The 16,198-nt window shown below is 72.6% G+C and carries 13 protein-coding genes; 5 read left to right on the top strand and 8 right to left on the bottom strand.

The features are described from left to right. Positions 1-7 precede the first annotated feature (7 nt). Positions 8-2,875, bottom strand: a complete 2,868-nt coding sequence (locus ACFWZ5_RS03575) for an ATP-binding protein (RefSeq protein ID WP_384786371.1) — start codon at positions 2,873-2,875, stop codon at positions 8-10. A 206-nt stretch (positions 2,876-3,081) separates the two neighbouring features. Between ACFWZ5_RS03575 and ACFWZ5_RS03580 the strand changes: the two genes are divergently transcribed. Then, complete coding sequence (locus ACFWZ5_RS03580) at positions 3,082-3,846, top strand: SDR family oxidoreductase (RefSeq protein ID WP_384786374.1); 765 nt, start codon at positions 3,082-3,084, stop codon at positions 3,844-3,846. A 65-nt stretch (positions 3,847-3,911) separates the two neighbouring features. Here the strand turns inward: ACFWZ5_RS03580 and ACFWZ5_RS03585 are convergent, their stop codons facing one another. Beyond that, on the bottom strand, positions 3,912-4,829 hold the full coding sequence (locus ACFWZ5_RS03585) for a phosphotransferase (RefSeq protein ID WP_384786378.1): 918 nt from the start codon (positions 4,827-4,829) through the stop codon (positions 3,912-3,914). Positions 4,830-5,061: 232 nt separating this feature from the next. Between ACFWZ5_RS03585 and ACFWZ5_RS03590 the strand changes: the two genes are divergently transcribed. Then, positions 5,062-5,658, top strand: coding sequence for a CAP domain-containing protein (locus tag ACFWZ5_RS03590; RefSeq protein ID WP_384786381.1), 597 nt, complete (start codon positions 5,062-5,064; stop codon positions 5,656-5,658). 94 nt (positions 5,659-5,752) lie between these two features. Here ACFWZ5_RS03590 and ACFWZ5_RS03595 read toward each other — a convergent pair whose 3' ends face one another. Both ACFWZ5_RS03595 and ACFWZ5_RS03600 read right to left on the bottom strand, forming a co-directional pair. Continuing rightward, on the bottom strand, positions 5,753-6,616 hold the full coding sequence (locus ACFWZ5_RS03595; protein ID WP_384786384.1) for a ketose-bisphosphate aldolase: 864 nt from the start codon (positions 6,614-6,616) through the stop codon (positions 5,753-5,755). 155 nt (positions 6,617-6,771) lie between these two features. Next, on the bottom strand, positions 6,772-7,656 hold the full coding sequence (locus ACFWZ5_RS03600; protein WP_384786387.1) for an SIS domain-containing protein: 885 nt from the start codon (positions 7,654-7,656) through the stop codon (positions 6,772-6,774). A 183-nt stretch (positions 7,657-7,839) separates the two neighbouring features. Between ACFWZ5_RS03600 and ACFWZ5_RS03605 the strand changes: the two genes are divergently transcribed. Further along, positions 7,840-8,619 (top strand): DeoR/GlpR family DNA-binding transcription regulator, encoded by a 780-nt coding sequence (locus ACFWZ5_RS03605; protein ID WP_384786390.1) that lies wholly within the window; start codon positions 7,840-7,842, stop codon positions 8,617-8,619. Here ACFWZ5_RS03605 and ACFWZ5_RS03610 read toward each other — a convergent pair. Both ACFWZ5_RS03610 and ACFWZ5_RS03615 read right to left on the bottom strand, forming a co-directional pair. Beyond that, complete coding sequence (locus ACFWZ5_RS03610) at positions 8,609-9,064, bottom strand: hypothetical protein (protein WP_384786393.1); 456 nt, start codon at positions 9,062-9,064, stop codon at positions 8,609-8,611. The genes ACFWZ5_RS03605 and ACFWZ5_RS03610 overlap by 11 nt on opposite strands. Positions 9,065-9,087: 23 nt before the next feature. Next, complete coding sequence (locus ACFWZ5_RS03615) at positions 9,088-9,675, bottom strand: FadR/GntR family transcriptional regulator (RefSeq protein WP_384786396.1); 588 nt, start codon at positions 9,673-9,675, stop codon at positions 9,088-9,090. A 191-nt stretch (positions 9,676-9,866) separates the two neighbouring features. Between ACFWZ5_RS03615 and ACFWZ5_RS03620 the strand changes: the two genes are divergently transcribed. Together ACFWZ5_RS03620 and ACFWZ5_RS03625 are read left to right on the top strand one after the other, a co-directional pair. Next, the gene (locus tag ACFWZ5_RS03620) at positions 9,867-10,928 is read left to right on the top strand and encodes a sugar ABC transporter substrate-binding protein (RefSeq protein ID WP_384786398.1); all 1,062 of its coding nucleotides are present in this window, start codon (positions 9,867-9,869) and stop codon (positions 10,926-10,928) included. Positions 10,929-10,985: 57 nt separating this feature from the next. After that, positions 10,986-14,099, top strand: coding sequence for an ATP-binding protein (locus tag ACFWZ5_RS03625; RefSeq protein WP_384786401.1), 3,114 nt, complete (start codon positions 10,986-10,988; stop codon positions 14,097-14,099). Here the strand turns inward: ACFWZ5_RS03625 and ACFWZ5_RS03630 are convergent. Then, positions 14,080-14,871, bottom strand: a complete 792-nt coding sequence (locus ACFWZ5_RS03630; RefSeq protein WP_384786404.1) for an ABC transporter permease — start codon at positions 14,869-14,871, stop codon at positions 14,080-14,082. The two genes, ACFWZ5_RS03625 and ACFWZ5_RS03630, sit on opposite strands and share 20 nt — an antisense overlap. Further along, positions 14,868-15,866: an ATP-binding cassette domain-containing protein gene (locus tag ACFWZ5_RS03635; RefSeq protein WP_384786407.1), complete on the bottom strand. Its 999-nt coding sequence runs from the start codon at positions 15,864-15,866 to the stop codon at positions 14,868-14,870. The genes ACFWZ5_RS03630 and ACFWZ5_RS03635 overlap by 4 nt, the downstream gene beginning before the upstream one ends. Positions 15,867-16,198 lie beyond the last annotated feature (332 nt).

Below are 16,198 nucleotides of genomic sequence, written 5' to 3' on the forward strand. Positions count from 1 at the left end.
GTCTCCGTCACCGGCCGACCTCGGTCCGCGAGCTGACGCGCAGTTTGCGCAGCACCTTGGCGACATGCTGCTCGACGGTGCGCGGCGAGAGGAACAGCACGTCGGCGATCTCCCGGTTGGTGCGCCCGAGCGCGACGAGGCGGGCCACCTCGTTCTCCCGCGGGGAGAGCTCGTCGCCGTAGCCGCGGCGCCCGCGCCGGGACGGCAGCGGGACGTGGTGGCGGCGCAGCACCCGGCGGCAGCGGGCGGCGTCGCGTACGGCGCCGAGCTCGGTGAACCGCTCGGCCATCGCGGCGAGGTGGCCGACGGCCCCGCTGTCGCCCGCGGTGAGACGGCAGCGGGCGGCCGCCTCACCGGCGCGGGCGGCGGCGTAGGGCAGCGGCAGGGCCGTGTACGCGGTGCGGGCCGCGTCGAAGGCCGCGGCAGCCTCCTCGCCGCGCCCGCGGCCGACGGCCACGATGCCGCGGCACGCGCAGAGGGCCGCGGAGGCCAGTGGCGCGTCCCGGCCTGCGATGCCGTCGGCCAGTTCGGCGGTGACCCGCTCGGCGTCCTTCTGGCGGCCGCCGCGCACCAGCGCCGCCACCGCCATTGGCGCCAGGTCACCGGCCCAGGACCAGATGCCCTTGCGGCGGATCCTGGCGAGGCCGCGCTCGGCCTCGCTCCGCGCCTCCGCGGCCTCGCCGCGGGCCTGCAGCAGGCGGGCCATGGCACCGGAGGCGCTGGCGAGGACCGGTGCGGGCGCGTTGTGCGGGGCGGCGAGGCCCGCGGTCCGGAGTTCGGTGCCTGCCTCGTCCCACTCGCCGCGCGCGGACGCGAGCAGCCCCAGGACGAGGTGGGCGTCGGCCGCGATGCCCGAGACGTCCTGCACCGTGTCCAGGACGTGCTGGGCGCGTTCCGCGAGCCCCTGCCAGCGGCCCTCGTACCAGTCCAGGCGCAGCGCGGTGCCGTCCACGATGCCCGCCAGGAAGGCGGCGCCGCACTCGGCGGCCAACCGCCGCCCGAGCCTGCGGAAGCGGTGCGCCGCGCGGTAGTGGCCCAGGCAGGTGGCCGCATCCGCGAAGTTGCCGCAGGCGCGGGCGACCTGGCGGCGGTCGCCGCCGGGACCCGCGGCGTCGATGAGCCGCTCCGCCTGCTCCCAGACCGCCGGGTCGCCCAGGTACATCGTGAGCGCGAGGTGGTTGGCGCGTACGGCGGTGCACACCGACGGGCCGGGCTCCTGGGCCGCCAGCCGCTCGGCCCGCTCGATCCAGTCCTCGTAGACGTGGTACGGGCGGTCGCCCCACGCGGGCATCGCCAGGGCGGCCATGCCGCGGGCCGCGAGCGCCGGGTGGTGGCGCAGCTCCCTGACCGCCCACTCGGTGTTGATCCGGCCCTCTTCGTAACGGCCTGCCTGGTTGTAGAGGAGCAGCCCCAGATGGAGCCGGATCTCCCCGCGCAGGCCCTCCGGCAGCTGCCGGTCGCGCACGATGCGGCGCAGCAGAGCCGTCGCCCTGCGGTGGGTGAGCCCGACCACCGCGTCCCGGCTGAGGTCGACCGCGATGCGGGCGCACGCCATCCGGCCCAGACGGCCGTCGGACAGCAGCTCCTCCAGGATCTCCACGGCGAGGGCCAGGTCGCCCGTCTCGCGCGCCGACGCTGCCGCCGCTTCGCCGTAGCGCTGCCACGGCCCGAGCTCGCCGGCCCTGCGGGCGTGGTGGGCGAGGTGTACGAGGGGCTGCGGGTCCTGGGACATCAGGGCGCGCAGCGCGTGCCGGTGCAGCCGGTGCCGGTCGGGTCCCGGCAGGCTCGCGTAGACGGCCTGCTGGGCGAGGGCGTGCCGGAGCCCGTACCGGTCGTCGCCCCACTCGTACAGCACGCCGGCCAGCAGCGCCTCCCGTACGGCCGCCGAGTCCTCCGCGGCCGGGGGCCGCCCCGCCGTCCCCCGCATGACGTCGGCGATCAGCGCCTCGCCCGCGGGGACACGGAGCACGCAAGCGGCGTGCACGGCGGCGGTGGCCCTGGGCGACAGCACGCTCATGCGGTCGGCGATCGCCTCCTGCAGCGGCGTGGGTACCGCCATCAGGTCCAGCGCCTCACGCCCTGCCGGTGGTGTGCGCCGTACGTTCGTCGGCAGCGCGCGGACGACCTCCTCCACGACGAACGGGATGCCCGCGGTGCGCCGGTGCAGCTCGGCGGCCAGGGCCGCGGACGTCTCCGGGGCGCCGGTGAGGGCGGCGTACATGGCGCGCACGGCGGATACGTCCAGGGGGCGGAGCGGGATGACCGCCACGGTGGTCCCGGGCGGATGGCGATGCGCCCGGCCCAACGGCAGCCCGGCGTGGGGCAGTTCCTCGCGGCGGTAGCTGAGCACGACCGACAGCGCGTCCGGCGGGTCGTCCACCAGGAACCGCACCAGGTCCCGGGTCCCGTCGTCGGCCCAGTGCAGGTCCTCGACGACCAGCACGGCCGGGCCAAGGGCGCCGAGCAGCGCGCGTACGGCGCGGAAAAGCCGGTGTCTTCGGGCGGGCGGATCGTCCAGCGGCTCCGGCGCGGGCGGCAGCCGACCGGCCAGTTCCGGCAGGTAGGGGCGCAGCGCGCCGCACACCGGATTGAGCGCGGCGGGCAGTCCGTCGGCCAGGTCGTGCAGGAGGTCGAAGACCGGCCCGTACGGGAAGGGTTCGCGCAGCGGTCGACAGTTGCCCACCAGCACGCGGCGCCCGCGCACGGAGGTGCGGCGCAGGGCCTCACGGATCAGCCGCGTCTTGCCGATCCCGGCCTCCCCTTCGACCAGGGCCACTGACGGTGGGTGCCCCACCGCACCCTCCAGAGAGCGCAACTCCTCCGTCCGCCCGACCAGAACGGACACTTCCGGGGCGTGCGGGAAGGAGGCAGTCATGGGTGACTCCGGCCTGTGGGGGCCCGTGGCGCGCACGAGAGGGCGGATGCGTACCACGGTGACACCTTGAAGCCATGCCGGGGAGGTGTGTGCGTCCATGGCTGGAAAGGGCGCCGAATCGTGGCGGCTGAAGGAATGTCAACTTAGGTGAGGCTAACCTCAATTGGCCGAGTGGAACCTCTGCGGAACACGGTCAAGGAGTGAACATGGGAAACCTCAGCGGAAAGGTCGCGCTGGTCACCGGCGGCAGTCGGGGCATCGGGCGGGGCATCGCCGAACGCCTGGCCCGGGACGGGGCTCTGGTCGCCGTGCACTACGGCAGCAACGAGGCGGCGGCCAAGGAGACCGTCGCGGCCATCGCCGAGGCAGGTGGCTGTGCCTTCATCGTGGGCGCCGAACTGGGTGTTCCCGGCGACGTGGACACGCTCACGGCCGGGCTCGAGGCCGGACTGCACGCATACGGGGAAGCGGCGATCGACATCCTCGTCCACAACGCGGGGCTCAACCTCATGGGGCGACCGATCGAGGTCCTCACCCCTGAGGAGTTCGACCGGATGGTCGCGGTCAACGTCAAGGCGCCGTTCTTCCTCACCCAGCGGCTGCTGCCACGGCTGCGCGACGGCGGCCGGATCGTCACCGTCTCATCCGTCTCCACCCGCGTCGCCTCCGCCCACGGCATCGGCTACCCGCTCACCAAGGGGGCGCTCGAAGTGTTCAGCCACACCCTGGCCAAACACCTCGGCCCCCGCGGAATCACCGTCAACTCCGTCTCGGTCGGCTTCACGCACACCGACATGACCGCCGAAGTCCTTGCCGACCCGGCGAACCTGGAGCGCACCCTCGGCCTGACCGCCCTCGGCCGGATCGGCCAGGTCCCGGACATCGCCGACGCGGTCGCCCTCCTGGCCTCCGACGACGCCCGCTGGATCACCGGCACCAAGGTGGATGTCTCCGGGGGCGTCGGCCTGTAGCAGCCTCGATACGAAACGAAGGCCGCACCCAGGTTCCGTCCGGACGGCACCCGCATGAGTGGGCGTCAGCGGCAGGCGTCCGCGGTGAGGCGGCGCAGTGAGGCGTGGGCGGGTGGGCCCCAGGTGGGCTTGCCTCCGGGGCGGCCGTGGTCGCCTGCGTGGCCGACGTGCAGGCAGGCGAGGGCGCGCAGCACCGCCCAGCCGCGGGCGCGGCGCAGGGCCGCGGCGTCCGGGCGTGGCTGGTAGGCCTCGTGGAAGAGGTCGACGGCGCCGTCCGGCAGCAGGATCCAGGCGGCGGCGAGGTCGAAGGCCGGGTCACCGGCGAAGAGGTCACCGAAGTCGATCACACCGGAGAACGTGCCGTCCGTGGTCAGGACGTTGGCCGGGTGCAGGTCGCCGTGGAGCCAGAGGCGTGGGCCCGCCCAGGCGGGCGCGGCGGCGGCGTCCTCCCAGATCGCGCGGACGGCGTCCGGGGCGCGCACCAGCCCCAGTTCGGTGGCCGAGGCGAGCCATTGGGCGAAGTGGTCGGCGGTGTCGGCCAGCGGGCCGCCGCGGTCCCGGCCTGCGGGCGCCCCGTCGGGGGCGGGGCGGTGGAGGGCGGTGAGGAAGGCGGCCAAGGCGGCCGCCGCCTCCGCGGGGCGGGTGGCGGGGGCGCGGTCGGCGGGCTCGCCCGGCACCCACGTGGTGACGATCCAGGGCCGCGGGAACCGTTCGCAGGGTCGGCCGAGGCGCTGCGGGACCGGGACCGGCAGGGGAAGGCGCGGGGCGAGGGCGGGCAGCCAGGTGTGCTCCTTGAGCAGCAGCGCGTCCGCGGACTGCGTCGCCCAGGGCAGCCGAACGGCCAGGTCGTCGCCGAGGCGCCACAGTTGGTTGTCCCAGCCGCGCGCGCCGAGCTTCACGGGGAGGTCGGCGAGGTCGGGGTGCTGCTCGCGCAGGATGTGCCGGACGAGCTCCGCGGTGATCTCGATCTCTGAATGAGCCATGCGGACCAACCGTAGTGGGGCGGCGGTCAGTTGGCGGAACGGCCCCTCGTGCGGCAACAGGGGAGGCCCGGGGGAGCGGAGGGCGTACACGGAGCCGTCCTGATGGAGTCTGTGAGGCATTCGTCGTCAAGAAGTCCGCGTCAAGAAGTCCGCGAAAAAGTGTTGTCCGCGCGCGGCCACTCGCTCTCCTATACGTCGGACCGACCGACGATCCCCACAGAGCGGAGCGGACATGCACCTGGACAACGACGACGAGCAGACCCACACCACTCGACCCCGCACTGCCCAGGGTGAGCGGCGCGGCCGTCACGGGCGGGGCAGCCGCGGGCTGAAGGTCCGCGTCCTCGCGGGCGGGGTCGTGGCGGCCGCCGCACTCGCCTCGGTCGGTACGCTCGCGCTGGCGAACCCCTCCGATGACGAGAAGTCGACGAAGTCGGCAAAGTCCGCTCAGTATGAGAAGAAGCTCCTGGTTCTCGTCAACGCCGAGCGGAAGAAGGCGGGTTGCGAGCCGCTGCGCCTGGACCGCAGGGTGCGGGCCGCCGCGCGGGCACACGCCCGGGACATGGCGGCACGCAACTACTACGACCACGTCAGCCCCGAGGGCGAGCACGCCGACGCCCGGATGCGCAAGGCGGGCTACCGCACGGGCGCGTGGGCCGAGAACATACACAAGGGGCCGAAGGGCCCCAAGACCGCCATGCGTGACTGGATGCGCAGCCCCGGGCACCGCGCCAACATCCTCAACTGCACGTACAAGGACTTCGGCGCCGGTGTCAGCCTGAAGGCCAACGGCCCCTGGTGGGTGCAGAACTTCGCCACCAAGCGCTGACGCCGGAATCCGTACGGGGCGCGCCGCGCGAGCCCGCCGCAGTGCGCCCCGTATGCCTGGGTCACCCTCATGTCACCTCTAAGTCACCTCTAAGTCACCCTGAAGCATCCGCGTTGAGCACTCCGATCAGGCGCGTGACCGTGCCGGTCATGGCCTGGCGGCCCACGGTCAGATAGCTGCGGGTGTCCACCGCCTCCGGGTGGTCGGCGAGATACGCGCGGATCGCGCTGGTCATGGCGATGTTCAGCGCCGTGCCGATGTTGACCTTGGCGATGCCGCCCGAGACCGCCCGGGCGAGCTCGCCGTCCGGGACGCCGGAGGAGCCGTGCAGGACGAGCGGTACGCGCAGCGCCTCGTCGAGGCGGGCGAGCAGGGCGTGGTCGAGGGCTGCCGTCCGTGAGGTCATGGCGTGCGAGCTGCCGATGGCGACGGCGAGCGCGTCGATGCCGGTCTCGGCGGTGAACTGGCAGGCCTCCTCGGGGCCGGTGCGCGCGCCGGGCGCGTGCGCGTCCAGGGGCGGTTTGCCGCCCTTCCCGCCGACCTGTCCCAACTCCGCCTCGACCCACAGGCCTTGGCTGTGCGCCCAGTCGGCGGCGGAGCGGGTCGCGGTCAGGTTCTGGTGGTAGGGCAGCTGCGACGCGTCGTACATCACGGAGCTGAAACCGGCGTCGGCGGCCTGCCGCAGCAGCGCGTCCTGCTTGACGTGGTCGAGGTGCAGGGCGACCGGCACGGCCGCGGCCTCGGCGAGGGCGACCGCGGCGCGGGCGAGCGGCAGGATGCGCCCGTAGCGGTACTTGACCGCGTTCTCGCTGATCTGGAGCACCACCGGGGACTTGGCGGCCTCGGCGCCGGAGACGACGGCTTCGGCGTGTTCGAGGGTGATGATGTTGAAGGCCGCGACAGCGCGGCGCTTGGCGGCGGCCTCGGCGACGAGGGCGCCGGTCTGGGCCAGCGGCATCAGAGGTCCTTTCGTCCTGGTCGTTGCGGTCGTTGCGGTCGTTGCGGTTGTCCGAGCCGGACTAGCCGGACTAGCCGGACTGGCCGTCCGAGCCGGACCGGCCGTCCGAGCCGGACCGGCCGTTCCAGCCGGACCGGCTGTCCCGGCCGCCCCGGTCAGTCGGCGTCGAGGACGATCGAGCGGCGCAGATGCCGCGGCCGGTCCGGGTCGAGGCCCCGGTGGGCGGCGACCGCGACGGCCAGGCGCTGGGCGCGCACGAGTTCCGCCAGTGGGTCGAGGCCGCCCTCGACCCACAGCGCGCCCGTCGCCCGGACCTCGTCGGCGAGCCCCGCAGGTGCCGTACCGAACATCCAGGTCGCGGTGGTGTCGGTGGAGATGCTGATGGGTCCGTGCCGGTACTCCATGGCCGGGTACGCCTCGGTCCAGGACAGCGACGCCTCACGCATCTTCAGCGCGGCTTCCTGGGCGAGCCCGTTGGTCCAGCCCCGGCCGAGGAAGGTGAACTGGGAACACTCCACGAGCCCCGCGGGCAGCGGCCCGGCGAGCGCGGTGCGGGCGTCGGCGACGGCCCGCTCGCTGTGCAGGCCGAGATGGGCGCGGAGCAGGGTCAGGGCGGTGGTGGCGAAGCGGGTCTGGACGACGGACTGCTCGTCGGCGAAGTCGAGCACCACGAGGTCGTCGGCCGCGTCCATCACCGGGGTCTGCGGGTCGGCGGTGATCGCGGTGGTGCGCACGCGGCCGCGTACCAGCGCGAGCAGGTCGAGCACCTCGGTGGTGGTGCCGGACCGGGTCACGGCGATGACCCGGTCGTACGGGCGTGCCGCGGGGAACTCGGAGGCGGCGAAGGCGTCGGTCTCACCGAGACCGGCGCCCTCGCGGAGCGCGGCGACGGCCTGCGCCATGAAGAAGGAGGTCCCGCAGCCCACCACGGCGACCCGCTCGCCGGGCGAGGACAGCGCGTCCTTGTGCCGCACCGCGAGATCGGCGGCGCGCGCCCAGCACTCGGGCTGGGTCATCAGTTCGTTCGCGGCATGGCTCATGGCCGGCTCCCAGTCTGTCGAACTCTGGCGAAACTCCAACGAATCCGGCGCACTGCAGCGCCTTGATGCTCGTTTCTGCAATCTATAGCGGTGTTTCAATCACAATCAAGCATTCGCTCGTGGGTTAAGGTCATGACGGACCGTGAGTGGCGAACTGAGTGGCGAACTGAGTGGAGGGTGCGGATGTCGCGCGACGCCCGCTGGCAGGAGCTCCTTGAACTGCTCGTCGAGCGGGGCCGCCTGGACGTCGAGGAGGCGGCGACGGCGCTCGGCGTCTCGGCCGCGACCATCCGCCGCGACTTCGACCAGCTCGCCGAGCAGCAGATGCTGGTGCGCACCCGGGGCGGCGCGGTCGTCCACGGCGTCTCGTACGAGCTGCCGCTGCGCTACAAGTCCGCCCGGCAGGCCTCGGAGAAGCAGCGGATCGCGAAGGCGGTGGCGGATTCGATCGCCCCCGGCGAGGCCGTCGGCCTGACCGGCGGCACGACGACCACGGAGGTTGCGCGGGCGCTCGCGGTGCGGTCCGAACTGGCCTCGGGGTCACCGGCCCTGACGATCGTGACCAATGCGCTCAACATCGCCAACGAGCTGGCCGTCCGGCCGCAGTTCAAGATCGTGGTGACCGGTGGGGTGGCCCGCCCGCAGTCGTACGAGCTCACGGGCCCGCTGGCGAGCGGGGTGCTCAGTCAGATCACGCTGGACGTCGCGGTGCTCGGTGTCGGCGCCTTCGACGTGGCGCACGGGGCGACCGCGCACGACGAGGACGAGGCGGCGATCAACCGGCTGCTGTGCGAGAGCGCCACGCGGGTCGTGGTCGCGGCCGACGCGACGAAACTCGGCCGCCGCGCGTTCGCACGCATCTGCGAGACGGGACGCGTGGACACGCTGGTGACGGACACGACCATCTCCGAGGACATGTCCGCACGGTTCACCGACGCGGGGGTCGCGGTCGTCACGGCCTAGGGTCTGTCGCGACGGGAAGGTCCTCGGCCGGAAACACCGGGTTCCCGTCCTCCCCCGTGAACGGCGGACGAGACGGCTGGTGCCCCAACGCCCGCCAGACCGCATGGGCTGCGGCGAGCTTCACATCGCCCGGTCCGGTATCCGCTGGGGCCGTGACGATCTCGGTGATCTCCACCAGGAGGCCACGGGCGTGGCCCGGCAGCTCCCGCAGTGCATACCAGGCGCCATCTCGCGCCTCCGCCACCGCGCCCTCGTCCCCCGCAGCACCGGCTGCCGCCGAGCGGCGCCCACCGAACACGTCCCCACGGACCACGACTTCGGTACGGTCCGCCGGGACCAGACGCACGCTGACCTCGGCGAAACGTGCCCATCGGTTCGTCTGACGCCGCAGTCGACAGTTCCCCTCCATGGCGCGAGTCTCCCGCACCACGAAGGCATCAGCCACCACTTTTGCACCTGGGTGCTGGGCTACGTGAGCCGGCAGCGCAGCCACTCCTCGACGTTCCGGACATGCGCTGCCGCCGCCGTCCGGGCCGTCTCCGGATCCCGGGCCTGAAGCGCCCGGTAGATGCGGGCGTGGTCCGCGCGGGCCCCGGCGAGGGCGTCCGCCTCCTCCTGGCCGCGCCGCAGACGAGCCCGGAAGGTGCGCGCGGAGAGCTGGTCGATGAGGGCGGCGAGCTCCTCGTTCCCGGCGGCTCGCGCTATGACCTGGTGGAACGCGACATCGGCGGTGATGAACTCCTCGGCGTCCGACGTCTCGTCCATCGTGTCCAACTGAACCGCGACCTCGGCCAGTTGCTGATCGTCGATCCGTGCGGCGGCCTGCGAGGTGGCGGCGGACTCCAGGATCCGCCGCACTTCGAGGAGTTCGACCAGCCTCGCCTCGGGTGCGGCCTTCGCGGTCAGGCCGAAGGTCTCCCACAGGTCACAGGTCTCCAGCAGGTCACCGGACTCCGGAGGGGGCACGGGGACGCCCGGGCCGTGCCGCTCCGCCAGTGCCCCGAGAGCCGTCAACGCCTGAGTGACGGTCCCCTGGGCGGGGGTCGTGACCTCCATGGTGCCCCTCTCTGATGACCACTGCTGCGGCAGTCTACGCACCGAAGTTGTCAGACCAATAACCCGCATTCTTTGGGCAGTTACCGCCCTCGGGGGTGTTGATGACCTTGAGTGGTCTGATAAATATTCGGTGCGATGGAAGGGGAGATCCCATCGCGACCCCCCGCTCTCCTAAGGTGAGGAGCCGTCAGATGGTCGGTAGGACAGCGAGTTCGAGATCGAGAGCGCTGCGCGCGGCAGGCCTCGCGGCAACCGCGGCGCTCGCGCTCTCGGCTTGTGGCAGTACCAAGGATTCCGACTCATCCGCTGCGAAGGGAGGGGAGGGCAAGGTGGGCGTAGTCGTCCCGCTGCTCACTTCGCCCTTCTGGCAGTCCTACCATGATTACATTCCAAAGATGGCTAAGTTCCAGGATGTTGAGGCCCTCAAGCCCGTCAACTCCAACAGCGACCCGGCCCAGCAGATCACCGACATCAACAACCAGCTCAACCAGGGCGTCAAGGGCCTGCTGGTGTCGCCGCTGGACAGCGCGGCGATCTCCGCCGGTCTGGACCAGGCCGAGCGCAAGGGCGTCCCCGTGGTCGCCGTCGACGTCGCGCCCGAGAAGGGCAAGGTCGCGATGGTCGTACGCGCCGACAACAAGGCGTACGGGGAGCAGGCCTGCGACTACCTCGGCCGGACCGTCAAGGAGGGCAAGGTCGTGCAGATCATGGGCGACCTCGCCTCGGTCAACGGCCGTGAGCGCTCCGAGGCGTTCCGCAACTGCGCCAAGGACAAGTACCCCAAGCTGAAGGTCCTCGAGATCCCCGCGAAGTGGGAGTCCGACGCGGCCGCGTCCAAGCTGGACACCCTCCTCACCTCCAACCCCGACATCAAGGGCATCTACATGCAGGCCGGCGGCGTCTACCTCGCGCCCACCCTGCAAACCCTCAAGTCCAAGGGCATGTTGAAGAAGGCGGGCTCGGACAGCCACGTCACGATCGTCTCCAACGACGGCATCCCGCAGGAGTTCGAGGCGATCCGCAAGGGCCAGATCGACGCCACCGTCTCGCAGCCCGCCGACGCCTACGCGCAGTACGGCATGTACTACATCAAGGCCGCGATGAACGGCCAGAAGTTCAAGCCGGGCCGCACCGGCCACGGTTCGACCATCGTGAAGCTGCCCAGCGGCAACCTGGAGGACCAGCTGCCCGCGCCGCTCGTCACGAAGCAGAACGTGGACGACCCGAAGCTGTGGGGCAACACGGGTAAATAGCCATGGAGTAGCCGAGCGGGAGATCGGGCGGTCGGTGGCTCTGGCTAACCTGCACGGGTGACCACCGACCTGACCCTGCTGCCGCGTGTCGCCTATCGCGGCCAGGAGGTCACCGCACCACGGCTCCGCGGCCTCCTCGCACTGCTCGCGGGCGACGTGCGCACGGGCTGCAGCACCGAGCGGCTCGTGGCCGGGCTGTGGCCGGACGCGCTGCCGGAACGGCCGGGCAAGGCGGTGCAGATCCTGGTGTCCAGGGCGCGGGCGCAGCTCGGCGCCGACGTCCTCGCAAGGACGCCGACCGGATACCGGCTCGCCCTCGCCGAGCATCAGGTCGACAGCTCCGCGCTGCTCCTGCACGCCGCCGCGAGCGCGGACCGGGCCAGGGCCGGGGACCACGCGGGATCCCTGGCCGCGGCCGAGGCCGGGCTCGCGCTGTGGGAAGGCACCCCGGACGGGCCCGGGAACGCCGACGACCCCGTGACCGCCCTGCGCACCGAGCGCGCCCCCGCCCGCCGCGCGCTCGCCCGCGCCCGGGCACTCGCGCTCGCCCGCCTCGGACGCCACACGGAGGCGGCCGAACCGCTGGCCGTGGCCGCCGCCGACCGGCCACGCGACGAGGAGGTCCTCGCCGAGCTGCTGCGCGGCGAGGCGGCGACGGCGGGCCCGGCCGCCGCGCTCACGCGGTACGAGGCGTACCGCCGCGAGCTGCGCGACGAGCTCGGCACGGAGCCGGGCGCCGCGCTCAAGGCCGTACAGCGGGAGCTGCTGCGCGACGAAGCACCCGTGATCCGGCACGGCGTACCGCACGAACCGAACCAGCTCCTCGGCCGGGACGAGGACATCGCGGCCGTGCTGCGGCTCCTCGACACGGCGCGCGCCGTCACCGTCGTCGGCCCCGGCGGCCTCGGCAAGACCCGGCTCGCGCACGCCGTCAGCCGCAGGGCCGCGCAGCGCGTGCTGTACTTCGTGCCGCTCGCCGGCGTCACCGCGGACGACGACGTGGCCGCGGAAGTGGCCTTCGCGCTCGGCGCGGGCGAGCGACGGCACGGCGCCGTGAGCGGCCCCGCCCCTGCCGACCCGGTGTCCGGCATCCTCGGCGTGCTCGGCTCCGGACCGGCGCTGCTGGTCCTCGACAACTGCGAGCACGTCGTCCGGGGCGCCGCACGCCTCGTACGGACCCTGGTCGCGGCCTCGAAGGACCTGCGCGTCCTCGCCACCAGCCGCGCCCCGCTCGGTCTGACGTCGGAGGCGGTGTACGCGCTGCCGGAGCTCGGCCTCGGCACCGCGGTCGAGCTGTTCACGCAGCGGGCCCGGGCCGCCCGGCCCGGCGTGGCGCTGCCGCCGGACGCGGTGGCCGAGCTGTGCCGCCACCTCGACGGGCTGCCGCTGGCCGTGGAGTTGGCCGCGGCGCGGGTGCGCGTGCTGTCGGTGCCGGAGGTCGCCCGCCGCCTCGGCGACCGGTTCGCGCTCCTGCGCGGCGGGGCGCGGGACGTGCCGGGGCGCCACCGCACCCTGCACGCGGTCGTGGAGTGGAGCTGGAACCTGCTCACGGAGGACGCCGGGGCGGCGCTGCGCACGCTGTCCGTCTTCCCCGGCGGCTTCTCCGGCGACGCGGCGGAGCAGGTCCTCGGCGAGGACGCGCTGTTCCTCCTGGAGCAGCTGGCCGGTCAGTCGCTGCTCACCGTCGTGGACACGCCGGGCGGCGTGCGGTTCGCAATGCTGGAGACGGTACGGGAGTTCAGCGCGGCCCGGCGCGCGGAGGCGGGCGGGGACGAGGAGGCCGTCGACCGGTTCCTCACCTGGGCGCGGGACTTCGGCGTCGCGTACTACGAGGTGCTCGTCGGCCCGGAACGGCCGACCGCCTGGGAGCGGATCAAGACCGAGCAGGACAACCTGGTGGCGGCCCTGCGGCACGCCCTGGCCCGCACGGACGGCCCCACCACCGCCGCCGTCACCGCCGTCCTCGCCGCCCTGTGGTCCACCGACTCCAACTTCCCCCGCCTCGCCGCCCTCGCCGCCGAGACCGGCCCTCCGCTCTCGCACTACTACCCCGAGCCCGCCTACGTCGAAGTCGCCCGCGCCGCCGCGGTGCTGTGCATGCCGAGCCTGTTCATGGGCTACAGCGCGCACGTCGTACGCCAGCTCGTCACCCTCCGGAGACTGCCCGCGGCCCCGCCGGACACCCTGCTGCGCGCCACCGCCGTCGTCCTGAGCGCGGTCCCCGAGATGCTGCCTCCCCACTACGAAGTGCTGCACGAGCTCTGCGCCAGCGAGCAGCCCCTGGTCGCCGGCATCGCCGAGGGCGTCGCCACCTACATCTGGGAGTACGAGCACGACATCGACCGCGCGCTCGCGTCGGCACGCCGGATGATCGCCGCACTGGCGCCGACCGACAACCCCTCCCTGGAGGTCCTGAGCCACTCCCGGCTGAGCGAGCTGTGCCTGAAGACAGGGGCGGGCGAGGCCGCGTACACCCACCTCAGGGCCGCGCTCGAGATGCTGCCGCGGCTCGGCGACGAGAACGACTACGTCGGCATCCGCACCGGCCTCGCCCTCGCCTGCCTGCAGCGCGACGACCCCGACGAGGCCGAGTACTGGCTGCGGCAGGCGGAAGGCGACGGCGTCCCGCAGAAGGACGCCTTCTACAGCCCCGACCTCGGCATCCGTGCCGAGATTGCGCTCACCCGCGGCCTCACGGAGGTCGGCCTCGGCCTGTGGCGCGGCGCCGTGGAGCGGCTGCCCGTGGCCGGGGCGATGTACGGCGACCCCTGGCTCGACCCGTGGGCGTTGGTGGTCCAGTCGGCGGCGGTGACGGCGCACGCGTACGCGGGCCGCCTCGAAGAGGTCGCGGAGACGGCCGACCGGCTGCGGACGCTGCTCACGGACCCGCCCCGGACGCCCATGGACCTCTTTGTCCAAGGGACCGTGCTGCACGCCGTCGGCATGGCGGGGATCGCGACCGGCGACGCCACGGCCGTACGGATGATCGCGCTGGCCGAACGGCTGGGGGTGCTGCGCGAGTTCCATCCGACGATGTCGGCGGCCCGCGCCCGGCAGGCCGCCGAGGACGCCGACAGGGCGGCGTACGCCGACGCGGTGTCGGCCTACGCCGCCCTGGGGCGGGACGAACTGCACGAGGCGAGCCGCGCGCTCAGCTCGGGTCGCGGTTGAACAGCGACGTCGACCAGAGGTAGCCGAGCGCGGCCATGCCCAGGCACCAGCCGATCGCGAGCCACCCGTTGTCGCCGATCCCGGTGCCGAGCAGCAGGCCGCGCAGGGTCTCGATGGCCGGGGTGAACGGCTGGTACTCGGCGATCGGCCGGAACCAGCCCGGCATCGCCTCGATCGGGACGATGGCGCTCGAGATGAGCGGCAGGATGATCAGCGGCAGGGCGTTGTTGCTGGCCGCCTCGGGGTGCGGGCTCGCCATGCCGATGCCGACGGCGATCCAGGTGAACGCCGTGGCGACCGACACGAGCAGCCCGAACGCCGCGAGCCACTCCAGGACCGTGGCGTCCGTGGACCGGAAGCCGATGGCCACGGCGACGGCACCGACCACGACCACGCTCAGGACCGACTGCAGCACACTGCCGACGACGCGTCCGATGAGCACGGAGCCGCGGTGGATCGCCATCGTGCGGAACCGGTCCGTGATGCCCTCCGCCATGTCGATCGAGACGGACACCGCGCTGCCCGCCGGTGTGGCGCCGATGGTCATCAGCAGAATGCCCGGGACGAGATAGGCGATGTAGTCGGAGCGGTCGGCGCCGCCGCCGCCGATGCCCGCGCTCATCACGTCACCGAAGACATAGACGAAGAGCAGCAGCAGGACGATCGGCATCAGCAGGAGGTTCAGGGTGAGGGACGGATAGCGCCGCACGTGCAGCAGATTGCGCCGCAGCATCGTGTGCGAGTCACGCACGGCAAGGCCGAAGGAGCTCATCGCCGCGCCTCCACGGGCTTGCCGGTGGTGCCGCCGGTGAGGGCGAAGAAGACGTCGTCGAGGTCGGGGGTGTGCACGGTCAGCTCGTCCGCCTCTACGTTGGCGGAGTCCAGCCAGTCGAGGATGGAACGCAGCTCGCGCTGGCTGCCGTCACTGGGGATCTGCAGCGAGAGCGCCGCGTCGTCCGCCGTGACCTCGCGCAGGGCGACGACCGCGGACCGGTAGGCGTCCGGGTCGGCGAACCGCAGCCGCACATGCCCGCCGGGGATCAGCCGCTTCAGCTCCTCCGCGCTCCCCTCGGCGGCGATCCTGCCGCCGCTCAGCACCGCGATGCGGTCGGCGAGCTCGTCGGCCTCCTCCAGGTGCTGGGTGGTGAGGAAGACGGTCACACCACCGGACACCAGCTCGCGGACAATGCCCCACATGGTGTGACGGCTGCGCGGGTCGAGACCGGTGGTCGGCTCGTCGAGGAAGATGATCCGCGGCCCTCCGACCAGCGTCATGGCGATGTCGAGACGCCGCTTCATGCCGCCGGAATAGGTGGCGGCGGGCTTCTTCGCGGCCTCCACCAGGTCGAAGCGCTCCAGGAGTTCAGCGGTGACGCGCCGCCCCTCGCTGCGGGAGAGATGGTGCAGATCGGCCATGAGCCGCATGTTCTCCTCGCCGGTGATCAGACCGTCGACGGCGGAGAACTGCCCGGTGACACCGATCGCGGCCCGCACGGCTTGCGGCGCGGCACCCAGATCGTGCCCGCCGACACGCACGTCTCCTGCGTCGGCGCCGATGAGGGTGGACAGAATCTTGACGGCGGTGCTCTTGCCCGCGCCGTTGGGGCCGAGCAGCGAGAAGACCGAGCCTTGCGGTACGGCCAGGTCGATGCCGTCGAGAACCTTTTTCTGGCCGTAGGCCTTGTGCAGCCCCTTGGCCGCGATGGCCAGTGCGGTCGATGCCGATGCCGATGCCGATGCCGATGCCGGTGTCGTTGTCGTTGTCATGCCGCGCAGCTTGCGGCGGGGCGGGTTCAGCGCGGTTTCACCGTGGTTTCAGCGCCTTGGAAACGGGTGTCGCGGGGCAGTGCGTGTGCTGGCGCCGGCGATGGCGAGTGGGAGCAGCGGGGCCAAGGCGAGAAGGAAACTCAGCGTCATCTCCCCGATCCTGCCCCAAGAACTGTTTACCGAGCTGAGGCCCGTACTGGCCAAGGCGATGAGCATCGGGGGCAAGTCGGCAACGAATCGGAGTACTCTCCTCGGAAAAGTCACTGCATGGGCACACCGCCGTTTCGTGGCAGCCTCATAGTGATGGGGAGTGAGGCGTTCTCCGAGGGGGC

This window comes from Streptomyces sp. NPDC059003 (genome assembly GCF_042740445.1).
Lineage (GTDB): Bacteria > Actinomycetota > Actinomycetes > Streptomycetales > Streptomycetaceae > Streptomyces.